This is a genomic window from Ramlibacter sp. bp-362, assembly GCF_054956735.1.
The window spans coordinates 1-22,760 of the sequence record NZ_JBUDXE010000029.1 but is presented as its reverse complement, the minus strand read 5'-3'; the positions used below and the strand labels follow the sequence as shown (position 1 = coordinate 22,760).

Sequence of the window (22,760 nt, the reverse complement as noted above, 5' to 3'; positions counted from 1 at the left end):
GCCGGCCCCGGCTGCAGGATGTCGGCGGACTTGATCTCGAACAGCTGCCCGTCCCGCACCGCGTTCACCGCATCCCAGCCCGGCCGCGCGGCCACCTTCTCCGCCCGGAACTTCTTGCCGCACCACGAGCCGATCACGATGTCCGGGTTGCGGCGCACGATCTCCGCCGGGTCGGCGACGATGCGGTCCCTGCCCAAAGCCTGCAAGGCGAGCTCCGGGAACACGTCGTCCCCGCCGGCGATGCCCACCAGCTCCGACACCCAGCGGATCCCGCTGATGTGCGGCTCGTCCCACTCCTCGAAGAACACGCGCGGCCGCCGCGGCAGCGCGCGGCCCGCGGCCTCGATCGCGAGCAGGCGCGCGCGCATGCCTTCCAGCAGGCGCAGCCCGTCCTCCGCCCGGCCGACGATCGCCGCCACCTGGTACAGCATCGAGAAGATCTCCTCGACGCTGCGCTGGTTGAAGATGGTCACCTGCACGCCGCGCCGCACCAGCTCCGCCGCGATGTCCGCCTGCAGGTCGGAGAAGCCGAACACGCAGTCGGGCCGCAGCTCCAGGATGCGGTCGATCTTCGCACTGGTGAAGGCGCTCACCTTGGGCTTCTCCTCGCGCGCGCGCCGCGGCCGCACGGTGTAGCCGGAGATGCCCACGATGCGCGCGTCCTCGCCCAGCAGGTACAGCCACTCGGTCGTCTCCTCGGTCATGCAGACGATGCGTTGCGGGCCGCGGGGGATGGCGATCAGGCGCATGGTGCGGACGATAGCCCGTTCAGGACCGCGGCTGCCAGGCGAGGCCCAGGAAGAAGCCGCGGCCGGCCTGCCGGTAGCCGTACACCGTCTCGTAGTCGCGGTCGAACACGTTCTCGATGCGGCCGAAGAGGCGCACTTCCGGCGTGAGCTTCCAGCCCGCCGTGAGGTCCAGCACGGCGTACGCGCCCAGCCGGAACGGCGGGTCCGAGCGGGCGCCCGCGTAGCGCAGCTGCCCGCCCCATTGCCAGGCGCGCACCTCGCGGCTCAGCGACAGCTGCGCCAGCGTGGCCGCGCGCCGCGGCAGGCGCGCGCCGGTGTCCAGGTCCTCGGGGTCCTGGCTGGTGAGCGCCGCATTCACGTCGGTGTCGAGCACGCGCCCGCGGTACGTCAGCTCCACGCCGCGCGTGCGCGCATGGCCGATGTTCATGCGGTTGAAGTTCAGGTCGCTCGCGATCAGGTCCGTGAACCGGTTCTCGAACAGCGTGGCCCGCAGCTCGTGCCCGGCAACGGCGTACTGCAGGCCCAGCTCGGCCGACTTCACGCGCTCCGGGCGCAGGTCGGGATTGCCGCCGAAGGGGTAGTACAGGTCGTTGAAGGTGGGCGCGTTGAAGCCGGTGGACGCGGAGGCGCTCAGGCGCCACGCCTCGGCGAGCCGGAACCCGTAGGCGGCCAGCCAGGTGGTCGCGTCGCCGAAGTCGCTGTAGCGGTCCCCGCGCACGTTCAGCTGCAGCTGGTGGCGCTCGGTGTCCAGCGTGTAGCCCACGCGCGCGCTGTCCACGGTGCGGCTCGTGCGGTTGTAGGCGGTGTCGCTCGCCAGCCGCTGGCGCGCGCGCTCGAGGCCGGCCGTGAGGTGCTGGCCCGCGCGGAATGGCCAGTCGGCCCCGAGCTGGGCGGTGTCGCTGCGCGAGTGCACGAAGAAGGGGAAGGCGGTGACGTCGGCATCGAGCGCGTCTTCGGCGCGTCCGGCCAGCGCGCGCAGTCGCACGGCGCCGACGCGGAAGTCGCCGGTCAGCGTGGCGCCGCTTTCGCGGAAGCGCGAGACGTCGGCCTGCGTGGCGGGGCCGAACTGGCTGTCGTAGGCGGTGCGGCCGCGCGCGTCGCGCAGCACGAGCCCCAGCACCTGGTCGCGCGCGAGCTCCTGGGTGATCGCGAGCGATGCCGCGTGACGCCGGTACGGGTCGCGGTCCGGATTCGTGCCAGGCCGCTGGTCCTGGCGCGTGGCGTTGAAGCCGCCGTCGCGCACTCCCTGCACGCTGGCGCGCAGGCCCGTGCCCGAGGGCAGTTTCGTCGACGCGCTGGCGCTGCCCTGCGCGAACTCGCGCGAGCCGGCCTGCACGCTGGCGCCGAACTGCGGGGTGGCGCCGGGCTGGCGCGTGAAGACCTGGATCACGCCGCCGACCGCCGCGCTGCCGTAGAGGCTGGACACGTTGCCGCGCACGATCTCGATGCGCTCGACGTCGGCCAGCGGCAGGTGCTCCAGCGCCGCGATGCCGAAGTTCAGGTTGTTGACCGGCACGCCGTCCACCAGCACCAGCGTGTGGCGCGACTCGGCGCCGCGCAGGAAGGCGGCGGCCACGGTGCCGGCGCCGCCGTTCTGCGTGATCTCCACGCCGGCGGCGCTGCGCAGCAACGTGGGCAGGTCGGGCGTCTGCGCGCGCTCGATGTCCTCGCGCGTGATGAGCGTGGTGGCGGGCAGCGCGTCCTGCACGCGCTGTTCGGTGCGGCTGGCGGACACCACGACGGGCTGCAGCGTGGGTTGCGCGGAAGCGGAAAGGGCGAGGAGGGACAGCGCGACGGGCGAGGCCGTGCGCACGAAGGACCGGGATGAAGTCATGGATCGAACGAAGAAACGCGAGCCCGCTCCGGCTTCCCCGCCGGGCACTGGGCGATCACGGCTGCGCGCTCGCGCGCGCAGCCACCTCGTTGGCCGGTATCCGGGCTGGCGGAATCGCGTTCCATCGCCTTCCCGGGGCCGCTGTTTCAGGCGGCCCCAGTGGCATGTGATGACGGAACCGGCAGGCAGGGCACGAATCGCACTCCACCCACCTCCGCTTACCGTTGCGGGGGCAGCGCAGGTTGGCCTGTCGCGCGTTCGCGCGGCAGGCGCCCTGCTTCCCGTTGAACTGCGGCATGTGAACCACACCGCGGGCACCAACGCGCCGATTCTAAGGCGGTGGAATTAACAAAACCCTACAATTCCCGGCATGTCCAGCGGCTCTCCCCTCGACCCCCTCGTCGAACGCGTCGAGCGCCTGCTCGTTCGCTACGAGGAGCTGCAGCGCACCAACGCGCTGCTCGCGGAGCAGGTGGAGCTGCTCACGCAGGAACGCGACTCGCTGAAGTCGCGCCTCTCGGCGGCCCGCGCGCGCGTCGACGCGCTGCTGGAACGCCTGCCCGACCTCAACACGCCCGCATGAAGCAGCTCGAAGTGCAGATCATGGGCCAGAGCTACCTGCTCGGGTGCCCGGAAGGCGGCGAGCAGCGGCTGCTCGAAGCGGTGGAGAAGGTCGACACCGCCATGTGCCGCATCCGCGACGCCGGCAAGGTGAAGGCGCGCGACCGCATCGCGGTGCTCGCCGCGCTCAACCTCGCCTTCGACGTCGCCGAACGCAGCGCGCCGCCGCAGCTGCACCAGGCCGCCTTCGCCGGCGGCGAAGGCACGCTCACCGGCATGCGCAACCTCGCCGAGGACGTGCGCATCGCGCAGCTGATGGTGCGCCTCGATCAGGCCCTCGGCGACGACGGCCGCCTCATTTGACCAGTTGAGCTTGCGCGTGGCTTGTCAAGCCCGCAAAACCTGCACGACTTCACGCGCGATTTGCACCACGCGCGCATTCAGGCCCTAGAATGGATTCGTCTGCAGTGCGTATCGGGCTTTATATTTCCTTGAACCAATGCTCTTCGAGCGCGGGCCTGGAACATCGCTGGCGAGCGTGATCGTCTCGCGTCAGATGAACCCAACGCCAAGCTGACCTCGCCCACCTGAACTCCGGTTCAGGATGCGGTCCGGTGGCACTCGCAGACCTTTCTTCCACGGGCTGCCTTCGGGCAGCCCGTCTTCATTTGCGACAATGCCGGGCTGCACCCGCGCACCGCACCCCAACGCATGTCCTTGCTGGACCCCCGACTCGTCCTCGAACTCGCCCTGATCGGCACCTGCACCGGCTTCCTGGCCGGCCTGCTGGGCATCGGCGGGGGCATGATCATGGTGCCGTTCGTGACGATGATCCTCACGGCCAAGGGCTACGCGGCCGACTACACGGTGAAGGCCGCCGTGGCGACCTCGCTCGCCACCATCTGCTTCACCTCCATCTCCTCCGTGCGCGCGCACCACCGGCGCGGCGCCGTGCTGTGGCACGTGGCCAAGGTGCTGGCGCCGGGCATCCTGGTGGGTTCGCTGCTCGGCGCGCAGCTGGCCGTCGCCCTGCCCGGCAAGCTGCTGGGCATCCTGTTCGCCATCTTCGTGGCCTTCTCCGCCACGCAGATGTTCATGGAGCGCAAGCCCAAGCCCAGCCGCACCCTGCCCGGCCCGCTCGCCACCTTCGGCGTGGGCACCGTGATCGGCGGCCTGTCGGCCCTCGTCGGCGCCGGCGGCGCCTTCGTGTCCGTGCCCTTCATGACCTGGTGCAACGTGAAGATCCACGACGCCGTCGGCACCTCGGCGGCGCTCGGCTTCCCTATCGCGGCCGCCGGCACCCTGGGCTACCTCTGGGCCGGCCGCGACCTCGCGAACGCGCCGCCCGGCGCCGTCGGCTACCTGTACCTGCCCGCCCTGCTCGTGATCTCCGCGGCCAGCATGCTGCTGGCCCCGGTGGGCGCGCGCACCGCCCATCGCATGGACATCCGGCCCCTGCGCAAACTGTTCGCCGTCGTGCTCTACTGCCTCGCGGCGTATTTCCTCTTCCGCTGACGATCCCCCAAGGAGACCGCCATCGCCCGCATCGCCTTCATCGGCCAACAGGAATTCGGCAAGGCCGTCCTCGAGGCCTTCCTCGCCCGCGGCGACACCATCGCCGGCGTGTTCTGCATCCCCGACAAGCCGGGCGCCAGGCCCGACGCGCTCAAGGCCGACGCGCTCGCGCTCGGCCTGCAGGTGTTCACCTTCGCCAGCCTGCGCAGCCCCGAGGCCGAGGCCGCCATGCGCTCGCTCGACGCCGACATCGGCATCATGGCCTACGTGCTGCAGTTCGCGCCGCAGTCCTTCGTGAACATCCCGCGCCACGGCACGATCCAGTTCCATCCCTCGCTGCTGCCCACGCACCGCGGCCCCTCGTCGATCAGCTGGCCGATCGCGATCGGCGCGCGCGAGACCGGCATCACCATCTTCCGGCCCACCGACGGCCTCGACGAAGGCCCGGTGATCCTGCAGAAGACCTGCGCGATCGGCCCGCACGAGACGCTGGGCGAGGTCTACTTCAACAAGCTCTTCCCCATGGGCGTGCAGGCGCTGCTGGAGGCGGCCGACCTGGTGATGGCCGGCCAGCACGAGGAGCGCGCGCAGGACGAGCGCCACGCCACCTACGAAGGCTGGATGACCGACGCCGAGGCGCAGATCCACTGGCCCGGCCACGTCGACGTGGTCTACAACCTGATCCGCGCCTGCAATCCGGCGCCGGGCGCCTGGACGATGCTCGCCGGCACGAAGGTGCGCGTGTACGACTGCCGCCGGCACATGGTGGGCCGCTTCGTGCCGGGCGGCCACAAGCCGGGCGACATCGCCGGCGTCACCGACGAGTCCATCGTCGTCTGGGCGCAGGGCGGCCTGATCGAGATCTTCAAGCTGCGCCCCGAGGGCGGCGGCAAGATGGCCGCCGGCGACTTCGCGCGCGAGCGCGGCCTCGCCGTCTCTACCGCCTGGCAGTCCTGGGTGCGGCCGGCCTGACGCCCTTCAGGCCCAGCGCCTGCTCGATGAGCGCGGCTCCGTCGGCCAGCAGGAAGTTCTTGAAGGCCTGCGCCACCGGCGGCAGCCGCTTGGCGCGCCGGTGCACCACGTACCAGTTCAGCATCAGCGGGAAGCCCTGCACGTCCAGCACGACCAGGCTGCCGGCCCTCAGTTCGCGGCTGATGGTGTGCGCCGACAGGAAGCTCACGCCCATGCCGGCGATCACCGCCTGCTTGATGGTCTCGGTGCTGCGGATCTCCATCGCGATGTTGAGGCCGGGCAGGTGCTGCCCGAAGCCCTCCACCATCGAGTTCCAGGTGTCCGAGCCCTTCTCGCGCACGACGAAGGGCTCGCGGATGATGCGGTAGGCCGGGATGCGCGCCGTGCGCGCGAGCGGATGGCCGGGCGCGGCGACGATCACGTAGGGGTGCGGCGCGAAGGGCTCGGCCACGGTGTCGGCGTCTTCCGGCGGGCGCACCATCACGGCGAGGTCGGTCACGTTCTCCTGCATCTGCGTGAGCAGTTCCTCGCGGTTGCACACGCCGAAGTTGAGCGTGACGCCGGCATGGCGCTGCGCGAACTCGACCAGCAGCCGCGGGAAGAAGTAGTCGCCCGCGCTGATCACCGACACGTTCAGCCGGCCGCCGGAGACGCCCTTGAACTGGGCCATCGCCTCCTCGGCCTCCTGGAACTTCTGGATGATCTCGCGGCTGCACTGCAGCAGCTGCGTCCCCGCGGGCGTGAGGTGGATCTTCTTGCCGAGCTGCTCGAACAGCGGCAGCCCCGCGTGCTCGACCAGCTTGCCGACCTGCGTGGACACCGCCGGCTGCGTCAGGTGCAGCTCCTCGGCCGCCCGCGAGAAGCTGCGGTGGCGCGCGACCGCCTCGAACACTTTCAGCTGGCGCAGGGTGGCGTTCTTCATGCCGCGGCATCATAAACGGAAAGTAATGCCAACGATCAAATACTTTCACTATCATTGATCGTGACCGGCGCCTAGAGTGAGCTCCATCACGCACCGACGAAGGAGACTGCGATGCGCCAGACGAGCACCCCCACCTACACCGCCGACGACGAGCTGGACCTGGGCCGCGAGTGGGATGCCGCCACCTGCGGCACCGGCCGCGAGGAAGTGCGCGCGTATCTCGAACGCGAGCGCCCGCACCTGCTGCGTGCCTACGATGCCGACTTCCTGGTGAACGCCGCCGAGCGCACGCGCGTCGAGCGCCTGCAGGGCAACCGCTGAGGGCCCTCACCCGGGCGAGGAACACACCGCGCGCCCTCTTGCGCGCGGTATTTTTTTGCGGTCCTAAGTAATCATACGAATGCGCCCCAAGGGGCGGGGACGGACACGCCCGCAAGGCGTCCGCCACGCTCCCCCGGACTTACCCTAGAAGCGGTCCTCACTTCCGAAAAATTGACCGCAGTCAAGAGAATTCGAAGGCCCTTGGTTGGACCATGCGACGCGGTCTCGCGATGAATGCCATCAGCGACAGATGGCACGGGCGAGGCGAAATCAAAGGAGACAAAGCGTGAGACTCTTCAACCTCAAGACCCGCATCCCCGTCGCTGCCGCGGCGGTCCTCGCTTCGGCCGCGATGTTCGCGGCGCCCGCGGCGCAAGCCGCGTGGGAGCCCACGAAGCCCGTCGAATTCATCGTGCCCGCCGGCACCGGTGGCGGCGCGGACCAGATGGCCCGCCTGATCCAGGGCGTCGTCGTCAAGCACAACCTGATGAAGCAGCCGCTGGTGGTGGTCAACAAGTCCGGCGGCGCGGGCGCCGAGGGCTTCCTCGACATGAAGGGCGCGAAGGGCGATCCGCACAAGATCGTCATCACGCTGTCGAACCTGTTCACCACGCCGATGGCCACGGGCGTGCCGTTCAACTGGCGCGACCTGACGCCGGTGGCGATGCTGGCCCTGGACAACTTCGTGCTGTGGGTCAACGCCGAGACGCCCTACAAGTCCGCGCAGGAATACCTCGCCGCCGCCAAGGCCGCGGGGGCCGGCGCGAGCAAGCTGAAGATGGGCGGCACCGGTTCCAAGCAGGAAGACCAGATCCTGACCGTCGGCCTGGAGAAGGCCTCGGGCGCCAAGTTCATCTACGTGCCCTTCAAGGGCGGCGGCACCGTCGCCGTGCAGCTGGTGGGCAAGCACATCGACTCCTCGGTGAACAACCCGGTGGAAGCCGTCGCCCAGTGGCGCGCCGGCCAGCTGCGGCCGCTGTGCGTGTTCGACGACGAGCGCATGCCCTACAAGGCCAAGATCACCGACTCGCAGTCCTGGTCCGACGTGCCCACCTGCAAGGAAGCCGGCGTCCCCACTTCCTACACCATGCTGCGCGGCATCTTCATGGCCCCCGGCGTGACGAACGACCAGAAGCAGTTCTACGTCGACCTGATGAAGAAGGTCCGCGAGACGCCCGAGTGGAAGGAATACATGGAGAAGGGCGCCTTCAACCAGACCTTCATGGAAGGCGAGAAGTTCAACCAGTGGCTCGGCAGCGCCGAGGCCCACCACCGCGACCTGATGAAGGAAGCGGGCTTCCTGGCCAAGTAAGCGCCTCGCGCCCCCGGAAGACCGGGGGCGTTTTTCCAATCCCCTGGATTTTTTCCCCTTAGCGCCCCACGCGGGGCTGGAGACGAGCGGCAATGGAAATGCAACAGGACGCGGCCGGCGCAGACCGGCGCGGGGTGCCCACCTTCGCGGTGGATGCAGTCGTGGCACTCATCCTCCTGGTTCTGGGACTCGTGGTGGTGGTCAGCAGCGCCAGGCTGGGTGCCGGCTGGACCAGCGACGGCCCGGGCTCGGGCTACTTCCCCTTCTATCTCGGGATCATCCTGTGCCTGTCGTCGGCGGCCACGATGATCGGCGCCGTGTTCGGCAAGAAGCGCAACAGCGAGATCTTCGTCGACGGCGAGCAGTTCCGGCGGGTCCTGGTGGTGCTGGTCCCCGCCGCCGTGTACATCGGCGCGATCTACCTCCTGGGCCTGTACGTCGCCTCGGCGATCTACGTGGCCGGCTTCATGATCTTCCTCGGCCACTTCGGGCGGGTGCGCAGCGTCGTCACCGCCCTGGTGATGGCCACCCTGTTCTTCCTGATGTTCGAGGTCTGGTTCAAGGTGCCCCTGTTCAAGGGCGAGCTCGATCCGCTCGGCTTCCTCGGCTACTGAGCCACCGCTCCACGCAGAACCAGCGACAACAAGCGCCATGACCGAACTCAGTGCACTCTTCCATGGCTTCAGCGTCGTGCTGACGCCGATGAACTTCATCCTGATGCTGGTGGGGATCACCCTCGGCGTCCTGATCGGCGTGCTGCCCGGCCTGGGCGGCGCGAACGGGGTGGCCATCCTGCTGCCCCTCACCTTCTCGATGTCGCCGACGTCGGCGATCATCATGCTGTCGTGCATCTACTGGGGGGCGCTGTTCGGCGGCGCCATCACCTCGGTGCTGTTCAACATACCGGGCGAGCCATGGTCGGTGGCGACCACGTTCGACGGCTACCCGATGGCGCAGGACGGACGCGCGGGCGCGGCATTGACGGCGGCCTTCACGTCCTCGTTCTTCGGCGCCTTCGTCGCGGTGGTGATGATCACCTTCCTGGCGCCGCTGGTGGCCAAGTTCGCGCTGAAGTTCGGCCCGCCCGAATTCTTCGCCGTGTACCTGCTCACGTTCTGCAGCTTCGTCGGCATGGGCAAGGGCTCCACCGCCAAGATCCTCGCGTCGATGGTGATCGGCTTCATCCTCGCCGCCGTCGGCATGGACACCGTCACCGGCCAGCTGCGCCTGACCTTCGGCTCCGAGGAGCTGATGCGCGGCTTCGACTTCCTGATCGCGGTGATCGGCCTGTTCGGCATCGGCGAGATCCTGCTGTCCATGGAAGAAGGCCTGGCCTTCACCGGCAAGACCGCCAAGATCGACCCGAAGGTGGTGCTGCAGACCTGGAAGGAACTGCCGCGCTACTGGATGACCTCGATCCGCAGCGCGCTCGTGGGCATCTGGATGGGCGTCACGCCCGGCGGCGCCACGCCGGCGTCCTTCATGAGCTACGGCCTCGCGAAGAAGATGTCCAAGGACGGCGCGAAGTTCGGCACCGGTCAGCTGGAAGGCGTCGTGGCGCCCGAGACCGCGGCGCACGCCGCCGGCACCAGCGCGCTGCTGCCGATGCTGGCGCTGGGCATCCCCGGCTCGCCGACGGCGGCCGTGCTGCTGGGCGGCCTGCTGATCTGGGGCCTGCAACCCGGACCGCTGCTGTTCGTCGAGCAGAAGGACTTCGTCTGGGGCCTGATCGCCTCGATGTACCTGGGCAACCTGGCCGGCCTGATCGTGGTGCTGACCACGGTGCCGCTGTTCGCGTCGATCCTGCGCATCCCCTTCTCCATCATCGCGCCGATCATCATCGTGATCTGCGCGATCGGGGCCTACACCGTGCACAACGCGATGTTCGACATCTCGCTGATGCTCGTGTTCGGCGCCATCGGCTACCTGTTCAAGAAGCTCGACTACCCGCTCGCGCCGCTGGTGCTGGCGCTGGTGCTGGGCGACGCGGCGGAGAACTCCTTCCGCCAGGCGATGCTCGTGTCGCAGGGCGACATGTCGATCTTCGTGTCGAACGGGCTGGTCGGCTCGATCACCGGCCTGGCCATGCTGATGCTGTTCTGGCCGCTGATCTCGAAGCTGATCGGCCTGGTGCGCAAGCCCAAGGTGAGCGCCTTCGCCGCGGAACAGCCGGTGGACTGAGCAGGAGGACGCCATGCCCGTCATCGCCCTCACGCAGGAAATGGGTTCGCTGGCCAAGGACGTCGCGCTGCGCGTCGCCGAGGCCGGCGGCCTGGCCGTGGTGCGCAACGAGGTCGTCGACAACGTCGCCGGCCGCATGCAGGTGCCGGCCAGCCTGATCCGCCGGCTGCGCGAGGGCAAGGCGGGCCTGGTCGAGCGCTTCTCCACCGACCAGGGCCAAGTGGCCCTGTTCACCGCCGAGGAAGTGTTCGCGCAGGCCGTGCGCGGCAACGTGGTGCTGCGCGGCTGGGGCGCGACCTGCCTGCTGCGCCCGGTGCAGCACGTGGTGCGCGTGCGCGTCACGCGCCCGTTCGAGCAGCGCCTGGCCTGGCTGATGGAGCACCTCGGCACCGACGACCGCGCGGCCGCCGAATCCGAACTGCGCCGCAGCGACAGCGCCCATGCCGCGCGCATGAACGCGCAGTTCGGCGTGACCTGGGGCGACCCCCTGCTCTACGACATGGTGCTCAACACCGACCGCGTCTCGGTGGACGGCTGCGCCGAGCAGGTCCTGCAGCTGGCGAAGCGCCCCGAGTTCCAGGAGACGGCGGAGTCGCGCGCGGTGCTGGAAGGCCTGGCGCTCTCCGCGCTGGTGCGCGCGGCGCTGAAGGCCAACGAATCCACCAGCAACGTGGACGTGGCGGTGCAATCGCGCGGCGGCCGCGTGGTGCTCGAGGGCATCGTGGCGACCGAGAGCGAGAAGAGCGAAAGCGAACGCGTGGCCAGCGCGGTCGCCGGCGTCGGCAAGGTGGACAACCGCCTGCGCCTGATGGCGATCAAGCGGAAGTTCACGTACGCGAAAACTTGAATTGTCATTGCGGGCTTGACCCGCAATCCACTGGTGGAGTGCCAGGCCCTCATGGATTGCGGCTCGAGGCCGCAATGACAAGTGAAGGGGAAGCTAGATCTTCCCCCGCTGCTTCAGCCGGCTGAGCGTCTCGGCCGAAAGATTGAGATAGGACGCGAGTTCCTTCTTCGGGATCCGTTCCCCGAGTTCCGGATGCTTGCGCAGGAAACGCTTCACGCGCCCCGGCGCGTCCAGCAGGTGCAGCGTGATCGTGTGCGCCATGATCTCGCTCATGTGGTGCATCACTTCGTACTCGAATACCTGCTTCACGCCCGGATGCCGCTCGATGAACGCCACCCACTCGCGCAGCGGCAGCTTCGCCACGCGCGCGCGCGTCACGCACACGATGCTGTAGGGCGCCGGCGTGCCCAGCCGCCACGCGGCGTAGCTGGTCTCCATCTGCCCCTCCTCCGCGAAGCGCAGGATCATCTCCTTCGCTTCCTGGTTGGCCACCACGCGCTTGAGGATGCCGTCGAGGATGAAGTACTGCTCCATCTCGTGCACCCCCTGGTTCAGCAGGGCTTCCCCCTTCTGGCAATCCACCACCACCAGCAGGGGCTCCAGCTCCGTCATCTGCGCCGCGGTGATGCCCTTGAGCACCACGTTGTGGGCGAGCTGCACGCGGATCACGTTGCGTTCGGGGTGCTTGTCGATCGATGACATGGTTCCAGCAGGCGGGGGATTCCCCTCAATGCCCTTCCAATTTTTCGAAAATTGACCGCAGTCAAGAGGGATTCCAGAGGGCGACTCCTACCATTCTCGCACTCCCAAACCAGGACATCCGACCATGACCACCGACACGCAAGATCGCGAAGCGACCGACGGCTTCCACCTCGTCATCGATGCACTGAAACTGAACGACATCGACACGATCTTCGCCCTGCCCGGCATCCCGATCACCGACTTCCTGCGCATGGCGCAGGCCGATGGCATGAAGGTGCTGTCCTTCCGCCACGAGCAGCAGGCCGGCAACGCCGCCGCCGCCGCCGGCTTCATCACGCAGAAGCCCGGCATCTGCTTCACGGTCTCCGCGCCCGGCTTCCTGAACGGCCTCACGGCGCTCGCGAATGCCACGACCAACTGCTTCCCCATGATCCTCATCTCCGGCTCCAGCGAGCGCGAGGTGGTGGACCTGCAGCAGGGCGACTACGAGGAGATGGACCAGCTCGCCATCGCCAAGCCGCTGTGCAAGGCGGCCTTCCGCGTGCTGCACGCCGAGGACATCGGCGTGGGCATCGCGCGCGCCATCCGCGCCGCCGTTTCGGGCCGTCCCGGCGGCGTGTACCTGGACCTGCCCGCGAAGGTGTTCGCGCAGTCGGTCGACAAGGAAACCGCGAAGCGTTCGCTGATCAAGGTCGTCGACCCGGCGCCGAAGCAGATCCCCGCGCCCGAGGCCGTGCAGCGCGCTGTCGACCTGCTGAAGGGCGCGAAGAAGCCGCTGGTGATCCTGGGCAAGGGCGCCGCGTACGCGCAGGCCGACGCCGAGATCAAGAGCTTCATCGAGAAGACCGGCATCCCCTACCTGCCGATGTCGATGGCCAAGGGCCTGCTGCCCGACACGCACAACCAGGCCGCATCCGCCGCCCGCTCCTACGTGCTGGCCGAGGCCGACGTGGTGATGCTGGTGGGCGCGCGCCTCAATTGGCTGCTGTCGCACGGCAAGGGCAAGACCTGGGGCGCCGGCGATGCCAAGGCCTGGGGCAAGCAGCAGTTCATCCAGATCGACATCGCGCCGACCGAGATGGACAGCAACGTCGCGATCGCCGCGCCGGTGGTCGGTGACATCGGCTCCTGCATCTCCGCGCTGAACCAGGCCGTGGCCTCCGGCTGGAACAAGCCGCCGGCCGAGTGGACGGGCGCCATCGCCGAGCGCAAGGACAAGAACCTCACCAAGATGGCCGAGACGCTGGCGAAGAACCCGCCGGTGATGAACTTCCACAGCGCCCTGAACGTGATCCGCAACACGGTCAAGGAGAACCCGAAGGCCTACCTGGTGAACGAAGGCGCCAACGCGCTGGACTTCACGCGCTCCATCGTCGACATGTACGAGCCGCGCAAGCGCCTCGACGTGGGCACCTGGGGCATCATGGGCATCGGCATGGGCTTCGCCGTCGCGGCCGCCGCCGTGACCGGCGAGCAGGTGATCGCCGTGGAAGGCGACAGCGCCTTCGGCTTCAGCGGCATGGAGGTCGAGACCATCTGCCGCTACGACCTGCCGGTGTGCGTGGTCGTGATGAACAACAACGGCATCTACAAGGGCACCGACGTCAATCCGCGCGGCGACGCCATGGCCGTCACGCAGTTCGTGAAGAACGCGCGCTACGACCTGATGATGCAGGCCTTCGGCGGCGTCGGCGTGACGGTGAAGACGCCGCAGGAACTGAAGAAGGCGCTCGACGAGGCCGTGGCTTCGCGCAAGCCGACGCTGATCAACGCGCTGATCGACGAAAGCGCCGGCACCGAGTCGGGCCGCATCACCAGCCTGAACCCGGCGGCGGCGAAGAAGAAATGAATCGTCACCCCTGGGCCGTCATCCCCGCGGAGGCGGGGACCCAGGGCTTCCCTGAATGCGGGCGCCCTGGGTTCCCGCCTTCGCGGGAATGACGGAGAGTGTTTTCAAACTTCAAGAGGAACCAAGGAATGGGCAAAGCTCTCGACGGCGTCAAGATCCTCGACTTCACGCACGTGCAGTCGGGTCCCACCTGCACGCAGCTGCTGGCGTGGTTCGGCGCGGACGTGATCAAGGTGGAGAAGGCGGGTGACGGCGACGCGACCCGCAGCCAGCTGCGCGACATCGAAGGCGTGGACAGCCTCTACTTCACGATGCTGAACCACAACAAGCGCTCCATCACCCTGGACACCAAGAATCCCAAGGGCAAGGAAGTGCTGATCGAGCTGATCAAGCAGTGCGACGTGCTGGTGGAGAACTTCGCTCCCGGCGCGCTGGACCGGATGGGCTTCTCCTGGGAGCGCATCCAGCAGATCAACCCGCGCATGATCATGGCGTCGATCAAGGGCTTCGGCCCCGGCCCGTACGAGGACTGCAAGGTCTACGAGAACGTGGCCCAGTGCGCCGGCGGCGCCGCCTCCACCACCGGCTTCGACGACGGCCCGCCGCTGGTGACGGGCGCCCAGATCGGCGACTCCGGCACCGGCCTGCACCTGTGCCTGGGCATCGTGACCGCCCTGTTCCAGCGCGAGAAGACCGGCCGCGGCCAGCGCGTCATGGCCGCCATGCAGGACGCGGTGCTGAACCTGTGCCGCGTGAAGCTGCGCGACCAGCAGCGCCTGGACCGCCGCCACGTGCTGGAGGAGTACCCGCAGTACCCGGACGAGGAATTCGGCGACGCCGTGCCGCGCGCCGGCAACGCCTCGGGCGGCGGCCAGCCGGGCTGGATCCTGAAGTGCAAGGGCTGGCAGCACGACCCCAACGCCTACATCTACTTCATCACGCAGGCGCCCGTGTGGGCCTCGATCTGCAAGGTGATCGGCGAGGAGAGCTGGATCACCGACCCGAACTACGCCACGCCCAAGGCGCGCCTGCCGCACCTGAAGTCGATCTTCGCCCGCATCGAGGAGTGGACCAAGACCAAGACCAAGTTCGAGGCGATGGAGATCCTGAACAAGTACGACATCCCCTGCGGCCCGATCCTCTCCATGAAGGAGATCGCCGAGGAGCCCGCGCTGCGCGCCACCGGCACGGTCGTCGAGGTGGACCACCCGACGCGCGGCAAGTACCTGTCCGTGGGCAACCCCATCAAGCTGTCCGACAGCCCCACCGAGGTGAAGCGCTCCCCCCTGCTGGGCGAGCACACCGAGGAAGTCCTGGCGCAGCTCGGCTACACCAAGGACCAGATCGAAGAGCTTCGCGCCGCGAAGGTCGTCTAACCCCGTCAGTTTTTTCCCGGAGACATACATGGCCAACTTCCAAGGCGACAAGCAGAAAGTCCGCGCGATCCTCGACGCGGTGAAGAAGGAAAAGCGCGATTCGCTGACCGCCCCCGAAGGCAAGCTGATCTGCGACGCCTACGGCATCAACGTGCCCAAGGAAGGCGTCGCCACCAGCAGCAAGGAAGCGATGAGCATGGCGTCGTCCATGGGCTTCCCCGTGGTGATGAAGATCGTCTCGCCCGACATCCTGCACAAGACCGAAGCCGGCGGCGTGGTCGTGGGCGTGAAGAGCGCCGACGACGCCGCCACCGCGTACGAGCAGATCATCGCGAACGCGAAGAAGTACAAGGCCGACGCGAAGATCATCGGCGTGCAGGTGCAGCAGATGATCAAGGGCGGCCAGGAAGTCATCGTCGGCGCCATGACCGACGACAGCTTCGGCAAGCTGATCGCCTTCGGCATGGGCGGCGTGCTGGTGGAAGTGCTGAAGGACGTGACCTTCCGCCTGGCCCCGGCCACCCGCGAGGACGCCGCCTCGATGCTCGACGGCATCCAGGCCGCCGAGATCCTGAAGGGCGTGCGCGGCTCCAAGCCGGTGAACCGCGAGGCCCTGCAGGACACCATCGTGCGCGTGTCGCAGCTGGTCTCGGACTTCCCGGAAATCTCCGAGATGGACCTGAACCCGGTGTTCGCGTCGGACGAAGGCGCCATCGCCGCCGACGTGCGCATCGTGCTGAACTTCAACCCGAAGCCCGCCCGCTTCCGCCCGGAAGAGAAGGACGTGGTCGCGGCGATGAACCGCATCATGAAGCCGAAGGCCATCGCGGTGATCGGCGCCTCCAACGAGGCCGGCAAGATCGGCAACTCGGTGATGAAGAACCTGATCAACGGCGGCTACAAGGGCACGATCTACCCGATCCACCCCAAGGAAGCCGAGATCATGGGCCTGAAGGCCTACAAGAGCGTGAAGGACATCCAGGGCGAGGTGGACACCGCGGTGTTCGCGATCCCCGCCAAGCTGGTGGCCGGCGCCCTGAAGGAATGCGGCGAGAAGAAGATCGCCGGCGCGGTGCTGATCCCCTCGGGCTTCGGCGAGACCGGCAACGTGGAAGGCCAGGAGGAACTGCAGCGCATCGGGCGCGAGTACAACATCCGCCTGATGGGGCCGAACATCTACGGCTTCTACTACACGCCGTCCAACCTGTGCGCCACCTTCTGCACGGCCTACGACGTCAAGGGCGCCACCGCCCTGTCCTCGCAGTCCGGCGGCATCGGCATGGCCATCATCGGCTTCTCGCGCAGCACCAAGATGGGCGTCTCCGCCATCGTGGGCCTGGGCAACAAGTCCGACATCGACGAGGACGACCTGCTGCTGTTCTTCGAGCAGGACGACAACACCCGCGTGATCGCCCAGCACGCCGAGGACCTGAAGGACGGCCGCGCCTTCGCCGAGGTCGCCAAGCGCGTCTCGAAGAAGAAGCCCGTGATCATGCTCAAGGCCGGCCGCACGGCCATGGGCGCCGCGGCGGCCGCGTCGCACACCGGCGCCGTCGCCGGCACCGACAAGATCTACGACGACATCCTCAAGAGCGCCGGCGTGATCCGCGCCAACAGCCTGCGCCAGATGCTGGAGCTGTCGCGCGGCGTGCCGATGCTGCCCACCCCCAAGGGCGAGAACGTCGTGATCATCACCGGCGCCGGCGGCTCGGGCGTGCTGCTGTCCGACGCCTGCGTCGACAACGGCCTGAAGCTGCTCAAGCCCATGCCCGAGGACCTGGACGCGGCCTTCCGCAAGTTCATCCCGCCGTTCGGCGCGGCCGGCAACCCGGTGGACATCACCGGCGGCGAGCCCCCGATCACCTACATGAACACGGTGCGCCTGGGCCTGGAGGACGACCGCATCCACGCGCTGATCCTGGGCTACTGGCACACGATCGTGACGCCGCCGATGGTCTTCGCCCGCAACATGGTCGAAGTCGTCAACGAGATGAAGGCCAAGGGCAAGGTCAAGCCCGTGGTCGCCTCGCTGGCCGGCGACGTGGAAGTGGAGGAAGCCGCCGAGTACCTGTACCAGAACGGCATCCCCTCGTACGCGTACTCGACCGAACTGCCGGTGGAAGTGCTCGGCGCCAAGTTCCAGTGGGCTCGCGGCGCGGGCCTGCTGAAGTAAGGCAAGGCGATGGCAGGTCCACGCGTCATCCCGATCGCAGCGGCCGCCGCGCTCCCCCTGCGGGAGCGCAAGCGCCAGGGTCCCAAGGGGCGCAAGCCCACGGACTCGGCGCTGGCCGAGGTGCGGCAGCTGCTCGGTGACGCTTCGCGCCAGCGAGACCTGCTCATCGAACACCTGCACAAGCTGCAGGACCACTTCGGCCACCTCTCGGCCGCGCACCTCTCCGCCCTGGCGCAGGAGATGCGCCTGGCCCAGTCCGAGGTGTACGAGGTCGCATCCTTCTACCACCACTTCGACATCGTCAAGGAAGGCGAGGACGCGCCGCAGGCGCTGACCGTGCGCGTCTGCGACGGCCTGTCGTGCGAACTGGCCGGCGCGCAGCAACTCTTGCAGAAGCTGCCCGCCATGCTGGGCCGCGAAGTGCGCGTGATCCCGGCGCCCTGCATCGGCCGCTGCGAACAGGCGCCGGCCGCCGTCGTGGGCCAGCACCCGGTGCCCCGCGCCACGGCGCAGAAGGTCGCCGAGTGCGTGCGCGAAGGCGCGACGCAGCACGAGCCCGAGGGCTACACGGGCCTGTCGCAGTACCGTGCCGCCGGCGGCTACAAGCTGCTGGAGCAGTGCCTCTCGGGCGCGCGCGACGTCGAATCCGTCATCAAGGTCATGGAGGCCTCGGGCCTGCGCGGCCTGGGCGGCGCAGGCTTCCCGGCCGGCCGCAAGTGGCGCATCGTGCGGGCCGAGCCCGCGCCGCGCCTGATGGCCGTGAACATCGACGAGGGCGAGCCCGGCACCTTCAAGGACCGCGTCTTCCTCGAGCGCGACCCGCACCGCTTCCTGGAAGGCATGCTGGTGGCCGCGTGGGCGGTGGGCATCGCCAAGATCTTCATCTACCTGCGCGACGAATACCACGGCTGCCGCACGCTCCTGGAGCAGGAGCTGGCCCGCCTGAAGGCCGACCCTCTGGGCGCGCAGATCCCCGAGATCGAGCTGCGCCGCGGCGCCGGCGCCTACATCTGCGGCGAAGAGTCCGCGATGATCGAATCCATCGAAGGCAAGCGCGGCATGCCGCGCCTGCGCCCGCCCTACGTGGCGCAGGTCGGCTTGTTCGGACGGCCCACGCTGGAGCACAACTTCGAGACGCTCTACTGGGTGCGCGAGCTGATGGAGCGCGGCCCGGAATGGTTCGCCTCGCAGGGCGCCAACGGCCGCAAGGGCCTGCGCTCGTTCTCCGTCTCCGGCCGGGTGAAGAACCCGGGCGTGAAGCTGGCGCCCGCCGGCATCACGATCCAGGAGCTGATCGACGAGTACTGCGGCGGCATGGCGCAGGGGCACAAGTTCTACGCCTACCTGCCCGGTGGCGCGTCGGGCGGCATCCTGCCGGCCTCGATGAACCAGATCCCGCTGGACTTCGACACGCTGCAGCCCTACGGCTGCTTCATCGGCTCCGCCGCGGTGGTCGTGCTGTCCGACAAGGACACGGCGGTGGGCGCCGCGCGCAACCTGATGCGCTTCTTCCGCGACGAGTCCTGCGGGCAGTGCACGCCCTGCCGGGCCGGCACCGCGAAGGCGCTGGCGCTGATCAACGCGCCCAAATGGGACCTGCCGCTGCTGGCGGAGCTCTCGCAGGTGATGCGCGACGCCTCCATCTGCGGCCTGGGCCAGGCGGCGCCGAACCCGGTGGATTGCGTGATCAAGTATTTCCCGCACGAACTGGCTTGATGCAAACAGAGGAACGCAGAGGACGCAGAAACCACGCAGAGGACGCAGAGGAAAACCAAGCCATGGATTTCTCTGCGTCCTCTGCGAAACCTCTGCGCCCTCTGCGTTCTCATTGCAATATCTGGGACCAATCAAAATGAACGCCGTCACCCGCGCCGAAATGGCGCAGATCGAAGCCCCCGTCGTCAAGTTCAGCTTGAACGGCCAGCAGGTCGAGGCTCGCGCCAACGAAACGGTGATCGAGGTGGCCGACCGGCTGGGCGTGGAGATCCCGCGCCTTTGCTACAAGCCGGGCCTGGACACCGCCGGCAACTGCCGCGCCTGCATGGTGGAGATCAAGGGCGAGCGCGTGCTGGCCCCCAGCTGCTGCCGCAACGTCACCGCCGGCATGGAAGTCACCAGCGACAGCGAGCGCGCCGTCAAGGCGCAGAAGATGGTGCTGGAGCTCCTGCAGTCCGACATGCCGGAGACCGAGTACACCCGCCACAACGAGGTGGACGAGTGGTCCGCCAAGCTGGGCGTCGGCAAGCCGCGCTTCCCCTCGCGCGGCCAGGTCACCGCCGACCTGTCGCACCCCGCCATCGCCGTCAACCTGGACGCCTGCATCCAGTGCACGCGCTGCCTGCGCGCCTGCCGCGACGAGCAGGTCAACGACGTGATCGGCCTGGCCTTCCGCGGAGAGCACGCCAAGATCGTGTTCGACATGGACGACCCCATGGGCGTGTCCACCTGCGTGGCCTGCGGCGAATGCGTGCAGGCCTGCCCCACCGGCGCGCTGATGCCCGCGCGCGGCGCCGCCCTGCCCGTGCCGGACAAGCAGGTGGCATCGGTCTGCCCGTTCTGCGGCGTCGGCTGCCAGCTGACGTACAACGTCAAGGACAACAAGATCCTCTTCGTGGAGGGCCGTGACGGCCCCGCGAACCACGGCCGGCTGTGCGTGAAGGGCCGCTACGGCTTCGACTACGCGCACCACCCGCATCGCCTGACCAAGCCCCTGATCCGCCGGCCCGACGCTCCCAAGGTGCCGCTGGCCACGCTGGACCCGAACCGCGTGTATGAGGTCTTCCGCGAGGCGAGCTGGGAGGAAGCGCTGGCCGCCGCCGCCGGCAAGCTCAACGAGATCCGCGACACGGCCGGCCCGAAGGCGCTGGTGGGCTTCGGGTCCGCCAAGGGCAGCAACGAAGAGGCCTACCTGTTCCAGAAGCTGGTGCGCACCGGCTTCCGCAGCAACAACGTCGACCACTGCACGCGCCTGTGCCACGCCTCCTCGGTGGCGGCGCTGCTGGAAGGCATCGGCTCCGGCGCCGTGTCCAACCCCGTGATGGACGTGACGCAGGCCGAGGTGATCATCATCATCGGCTCCAATCCGACCGTGAACCACCCGGTGGCCGCCACCTGGATGAAGAACGCGGCGAAGAACGGCGCCAAGCTGATCGTGATGGACCCGCGCAAGTCGGACCTGACGCGCCTGGCCTATCGCCACCTGCAGTTCAAGCCGTCCACCGACGTCGCGATGCTCAACGCCATCATGCACGTCATCGTGCACGAGGGCCTGGTGCACAAGGACTTCATCGAGTCGCGCACCATCGGCTACGACGAGCTGAAGCAGAACCTGGTGGGCTACAGCCCCGAGGAGATGGCGCCGGTGTGCGGCATCCCCGCGGAGACGCTGCGCGAAGTGGCGCGCCTGTTCGCCACGTCGAAGGCTTCCATGATCCTGTGGGGCATGGGCGTCTCGCAGCACGTGCACGGCACCGACAACGCCCGCTGCCTGATCGCGCTGTCGCTGATGACGGGCCAGATCGGCCGTCCGGGCACCGGCCTGCATCCGCTGCGCGGCCAGAACAACGTGCAGGGCGCGTCCGACGCCGGCCTGATCCCCATGATGTTCCCCGACTACCAGAAGGTCGCGGAACCGGAGGTGCGCGCGCGCTTCGAGAAGCACTGGGGCCTGCAGCCCGGATCGCTCGACCCGCAGCCGGGCCTGACGGTGGTGGAAGTGATGCACGCCATCGGCGAAGGCAAGGTGCGCGGCATGTACGTGATGGGCGAGAACCCCGCCATGTCGGATCCGGACGCGAACCATGCCCGCGAGATGCTCGCGAAGCTGGACCACCTGGTCGTGCAGGACATCTTCCTGACCGAGACGGCCTGCCTGGCCGACGTGGTGCTGCCCGCGACGGCCTTCCCCGAGAAGACCGGCACCTTCACCAACACCGACCGCCTGGTGCAGCTGGGCCGCCAGGCGATCGACCCGCCGGGCGAGGCGAAGCAGGACCTGTGGATCATCCAGGAGATGGGCCGCCGCCTGGGCCTGGACTGGAACTACAAGCACGTGTCGGAGGTGTTCGACGAGATGCGGCACAGCATGCCCAGCATCGGCGGCATCACCTGGGACCGCCTGGAGCGCGAGCACGCGGTGACCTACCCGTGCACGAAGGAAGGCGACCCGGGCGAGCCGGTGGTGTTCGTCGAGGACTTCCCGCGCCCGGGCGGCAAGGCGCGCTTCGTGCCGGCCGACATCATCCCGGCCGCCGAGCGCCCCGACGCCGAGTTCCCGATGGTGCTGATCACCGGCCGCCAGCTGGAACACTGGCACACGGGCAGCATGACGCGCCGCTCGACGGTGCTCGACGCGATCGAGCCCGATCCGGTGGCGCTGGTGCACCCGCTGGACCTGGCAGCCATCGGCGTGAAGCCGGGCGACCTGATCACGGTGGAATCCCGCCGCGGCAAGGTCTCGCTGTACGCCCGCGCCGACGAGACCTCGCCGCGCGGCTCGGTCTTCGTCGCGTTCTGCTACTACGAAGCCGCGATCAACCGCGTGACCAACGACAAGCTGGACCCGGTCGCCAAGATCCCCGAGCTGAAGTACTGCGCGATCCGCGTCACCCCGGGCGGCTCGGTGCCGGAGCAGGTGAGCTTCGGCGGCGGCCAGTTGCTGCGCAAACTGGAAGAGAGCGCGGTCTGATCCCGTCATCCCCGCGAATGCGGGGACCCAGGGCTCCCAAGAAAGCGCCGCACCGCGGCGCTTTTCTTTTGCCCGCCCCTTTCAACACATCCGCGACACCGCCTGCCAACTCCGCCCGCCCGACGGGCGGATCCCTCCCACGCCCCCTCTCCCCATTCCACAATCTCCCTGTTCCGGGAGGGCCGGAATGCAACCCAGAGGAAAACAACGAATGAAGAAGATGGCACCCCTGCTCGTGGCCACCGCGCTCGCCTGCGCCGGCTGCGCCACCCAGCAGCGCAACGAAGCCGCCAGCGCGGCGCCGGCCGCCGCGAGCACCGCGCCTGCCGGCAACGTCAAGGTCGTCAAGTCCCAGGACGGCAGCTTCGAGGGCGAGATCGTGGGCACGCCCGCGCGCAACAGCAGATTCGCCCGCCTGAAGATCGGCATGAACATGGATGAAACGCAGTCCGTTTTGGGCCGCGCCCCGGACCGCTTCCACACTTACGAATCCGGGAAGCGCTGGATCCCCTTCTACTTCGGTAACGATGCGCGCCGGATGCAGGTTCTCTACAAGGGCGAAGGCTGCCTGATCTTCACGGGCGGGAATGCGTGGGGTGGCGGTGGGAGCGACCTGATTCGCATCGAGCACGATGCGGGTGGGGCCTGCTACCAGCCCTGACTCCCCCCGTCATCCCCGCGCAGGCGGGGGGTGGTCTCAACCGGTCAACGCAACGCCATTGATTTTCTCGTTAAGGACGTCCACAGGGAAGCGCCAGC

General features: G+C 68.3%; 19 protein-coding genes and 1 riboswitch. Of the genes, 15 read left to right on the top strand and 4 right to left on the bottom strand.

Going from position 1 to position 22,760, the window contains the following annotated elements:
- Both ACY0MJ_RS22090 and ACY0MJ_RS22085 read right to left on the bottom strand, forming a co-directional pair.
- Nucleotides 1-749 (bottom strand): ABC transporter substrate-binding protein (locus ACY0MJ_RS22090; protein ID WP_462640716.1); only part of this gene is annotated, 749 nt, incomplete at its 3' end.
- Nucleotides 750-768: 19 nt separating this feature from the next.
- Nucleotides 769-2,583, bottom strand: coding sequence for a TonB-dependent receptor domain-containing protein (locus ACY0MJ_RS22085; RefSeq protein WP_462640715.1), 1,815 nt, complete (start codon nt 2,581-2,583; stop codon nt 769-771).
- 74 nt (nt 2,584-2,657) lie between these two features.
- Nucleotides 2,658-2,920, bottom strand: a riboswitch (cobalamin riboswitch).
- Nucleotides 2,921-2,953: 33 nt separating this feature from the next.
- On the opposite strand from ACY0MJ_RS22085, the gene zapB reads away from it, so the two are divergent.
- The 4 genes from zapB to ACY0MJ_RS22065 all read left to right on the top strand — a co-directional run bounded on the left by zapB (nt 2,954) and on the right by ACY0MJ_RS22065 (nt 5,631).
- Complete coding sequence (gene zapB, locus ACY0MJ_RS22080; protein WP_462640714.1) at nt 2,954-3,166, top strand: cell division protein ZapB; 213 nt, start codon at nt 2,954-2,956, stop codon at nt 3,164-3,166.
- Nucleotides 3,163-3,507 carry a cell division protein ZapA gene (locus ACY0MJ_RS22075; protein ID WP_462640713.1) on the top strand — a complete coding sequence of 115 codons (345 nt, stop codon included), beginning with the start codon at nt 3,163-3,165 and terminating at the stop codon, nt 3,505-3,507. The genes zapB and ACY0MJ_RS22075 overlap by 4 nt, the downstream gene beginning before the upstream one ends.
- A gap of 348 nt (nt 3,508-3,855) precedes the next feature.
- Nucleotides 3,856-4,659: a sulfite exporter TauE/SafE family protein gene (locus ACY0MJ_RS22070; protein ID WP_462640712.1), complete on the top strand. Its 804-nt coding sequence runs from the start codon at nt 3,856-3,858 to the stop codon at nt 4,657-4,659.
- A gap of 21 nt (nt 4,660-4,680) precedes the next feature.
- Complete coding sequence (locus ACY0MJ_RS22065; protein ID WP_462640718.1) at nt 4,681-5,631, top strand: methionyl-tRNA formyltransferase; 951 nt, start codon at nt 4,681-4,683, stop codon at nt 5,629-5,631.
- Here ACY0MJ_RS22065 and ACY0MJ_RS22060 read toward each other — a convergent pair.
- Nucleotides 5,597-6,553, bottom strand: a complete 957-nt coding sequence (locus ACY0MJ_RS22060) for a LysR family transcriptional regulator (protein ID WP_462640711.1) — start codon at nt 6,551-6,553, stop codon at nt 5,597-5,599. The two genes, ACY0MJ_RS22065 and ACY0MJ_RS22060, sit on opposite strands and share 35 nt — an antisense overlap.
- A gap of 111 nt (nt 6,554-6,664) precedes the next feature.
- Here ACY0MJ_RS22060 and ACY0MJ_RS22055 point away from each other — a divergent pair, with 111 nt between their 5' ends.
- The 5 genes from ACY0MJ_RS22055 to ACY0MJ_RS22035 all read left to right on the top strand — a co-directional run bounded on the left by ACY0MJ_RS22055 (nt 6,665) and on the right by ACY0MJ_RS22035 (nt 11,214).
- The gene (locus ACY0MJ_RS22055) at nt 6,665-6,874 is read left to right on the top strand and encodes a hypothetical protein (RefSeq protein ID WP_462640710.1); all 210 of its coding nucleotides are present in this window, start codon (nt 6,665-6,667) and stop codon (nt 6,872-6,874) included.
- 352 nt (nt 6,875-7,226) lie between these two features.
- Complete coding sequence (locus tag ACY0MJ_RS22050) at nt 7,227-8,186, top strand: Bug family tripartite tricarboxylate transporter substrate binding protein (RefSeq protein ID WP_462640717.1); 960 nt, start codon at nt 7,227-7,229, stop codon at nt 8,184-8,186.
- Between the two features lie 161 nt (nt 8,187-8,347).
- Entirely contained in the window at nt 8,348-8,800 is a 453-nt protein-coding gene (locus tag ACY0MJ_RS22045) for a tripartite tricarboxylate transporter TctB family protein (protein WP_462640709.1), read from the top strand.
- A gap of 37 nt (nt 8,801-8,837) precedes the next feature.
- Nucleotides 8,838-10,367, top strand: a complete 1,530-nt coding sequence (locus ACY0MJ_RS22040; RefSeq protein ID WP_462640708.1) for a tripartite tricarboxylate transporter permease — start codon at nt 8,838-8,840, stop codon at nt 10,365-10,367.
- Nucleotides 10,368-10,380: 13 nt separating this feature from the next.
- Nucleotides 10,381-11,214 (top strand): cytidylate kinase family protein, encoded by an 834-nt coding sequence (locus tag ACY0MJ_RS22035; protein ID WP_462640707.1) that lies wholly within the window; start codon nt 10,381-10,383, stop codon nt 11,212-11,214.
- Between the two features lie 93 nt (nt 11,215-11,307).
- Here the strand turns inward: ACY0MJ_RS22035 and ACY0MJ_RS22030 are convergent, their stop codons facing one another.
- Nucleotides 11,308-11,916, bottom strand: coding sequence for a Crp/Fnr family transcriptional regulator (locus ACY0MJ_RS22030; RefSeq protein ID WP_462640706.1), 609 nt, complete (start codon nt 11,914-11,916; stop codon nt 11,308-11,310).
- A gap of 124 nt (nt 11,917-12,040) precedes the next feature.
- On the opposite strand from ACY0MJ_RS22030, the gene oxc reads away from it, so the two are divergent.
- The 6 genes from oxc to ACY0MJ_RS22000 all read left to right on the top strand — a co-directional run bounded on the left by oxc (nt 12,041) and on the right by ACY0MJ_RS22000 (nt 22,662).
- Nucleotides 12,041-13,765 carry an oxalyl-CoA decarboxylase gene (gene oxc, locus ACY0MJ_RS22025; RefSeq protein WP_462640705.1) on the top strand — a complete coding sequence of 575 codons (1,725 nt, stop codon included), beginning with the start codon at nt 12,041-12,043 and terminating at the stop codon, nt 13,763-13,765.
- Between the two features lie 128 nt (nt 13,766-13,893).
- Nucleotides 13,894-15,141, top strand: a complete 1,248-nt coding sequence (gene frc, locus ACY0MJ_RS22020) for a formyl-CoA transferase (protein WP_462640704.1) — start codon at nt 13,894-13,896, stop codon at nt 15,139-15,141.
- 28 nt (nt 15,142-15,169) lie between these two features.
- Nucleotides 15,170-17,314 carry an acetate--CoA ligase family protein gene (locus ACY0MJ_RS22015; protein WP_462640703.1) on the top strand — a complete coding sequence of 715 codons (2,145 nt, stop codon included), beginning with the start codon at nt 15,170-15,172 and terminating at the stop codon, nt 17,312-17,314.
- Between the two features lie 9 nt (nt 17,315-17,323).
- Nucleotides 17,324-19,030, top strand: coding sequence for an NAD(P)H-dependent oxidoreductase subunit E (locus tag ACY0MJ_RS22010; protein WP_462640702.1), 1,707 nt, complete (start codon nt 17,324-17,326; stop codon nt 19,028-19,030).
- Nucleotides 19,031-19,166: 136 nt separating this feature from the next.
- The gene (gene fdhF / locus ACY0MJ_RS22005) at nt 19,167-22,001 is read left to right on the top strand and encodes a formate dehydrogenase subunit alpha (RefSeq protein ID WP_462640701.1); all 2,835 of its coding nucleotides are present in this window, start codon (nt 19,167-19,169) and stop codon (nt 21,999-22,001) included.
- A gap of 211 nt (nt 22,002-22,212) precedes the next feature.
- Nucleotides 22,213-22,662: a hypothetical protein gene (locus tag ACY0MJ_RS22000; protein WP_462640700.1), complete on the top strand. Its 450-nt coding sequence runs from the start codon at nt 22,213-22,215 to the stop codon at nt 22,660-22,662.
- The last annotated feature ends 98 nt before the right edge of the window (nt 22,663-22,760 follow it).

Excerpts from the sequence above, each read along its gene's own strand:
- fdhF (WP_462640701.1), top strand. The coding sequence starts at position 19,167 with ATGAACGCCGTCACCCGCGCCGAAATGGCGCAGATCGAAGCCCCCGTC.
- ACY0MJ_RS22050 (WP_462640717.1), top strand. The coding sequence starts at position 7,227 with ATGTTCGCGGCGCCCGCGGCGCAAGCCGCGTGGGAGCCCACGAAGCCC.
- oxc (WP_462640705.1), top strand. The coding sequence starts at position 12,041 with ATGACCACCGACACGCAAGATCGCGAAGCGACCGACGGCTTCCACCTC.
- ACY0MJ_RS22060 (WP_462640711.1), bottom strand. The coding sequence starts at position 6,553 with ATGAAGAACGCCACCCTGCGCCAGCTGAAAGTGTTCGAGGCGGTCGCG.
- ACY0MJ_RS22015 (WP_462640703.1), top strand. The coding sequence starts at position 15,170 with ATGGCCAACTTCCAAGGCGACAAGCAGAAAGTCCGCGCGATCCTCGAC.
- ACY0MJ_RS22030 (WP_462640706.1), bottom strand. The coding sequence starts at position 11,916 with ATGTCATCGATCGACAAGCACCCCGAACGCAACGTGATCCGCGTGCAG.
- ACY0MJ_RS22085 (WP_462640715.1), bottom strand. The coding sequence starts at position 2,583 with ATGACTTCATCCCGGTCCTTCGTGCGCACGGCCTCGCCCGTCGCGCTG.
- ACY0MJ_RS22000 (WP_462640700.1), top strand. The coding sequence starts at position 22,213 with ATGAAGAAGATGGCACCCCTGCTCGTGGCCACCGCGCTCGCCTGCGCC.
- ACY0MJ_RS22070 (WP_462640712.1), top strand. The coding sequence starts at position 3,856 with ATGTCCTTGCTGGACCCCCGACTCGTCCTCGAACTCGCCCTGATCGGC.
- frc (WP_462640704.1), top strand. The coding sequence starts at position 13,894 with ATGGGCAAAGCTCTCGACGGCGTCAAGATCCTCGACTTCACGCACGTG.
- ACY0MJ_RS22075 (WP_462640713.1), top strand. The coding sequence starts at position 3,163 with ATGAAGCAGCTCGAAGTGCAGATCATGGGCCAGAGCTACCTGCTCGGG.
- zapB (WP_462640714.1), top strand. The coding sequence starts at position 2,954 with ATGTCCAGCGGCTCTCCCCTCGACCCCCTCGTCGAACGCGTCGAGCGC.
- ACY0MJ_RS22035 (WP_462640707.1), top strand. The coding sequence starts at position 10,381 with ATGCCCGTCATCGCCCTCACGCAGGAAATGGGTTCGCTGGCCAAGGAC.
- ACY0MJ_RS22055 (WP_462640710.1), top strand. The coding sequence starts at position 6,665 with ATGCGCCAGACGAGCACCCCCACCTACACCGCCGACGACGAGCTGGAC.
- ACY0MJ_RS22010 (WP_462640702.1), top strand. The coding sequence starts at position 17,324 with ATGGCAGGTCCACGCGTCATCCCGATCGCAGCGGCCGCCGCGCTCCCC.
- ACY0MJ_RS22040 (WP_462640708.1), top strand. The coding sequence starts at position 8,838 with ATGACCGAACTCAGTGCACTCTTCCATGGCTTCAGCGTCGTGCTGACG.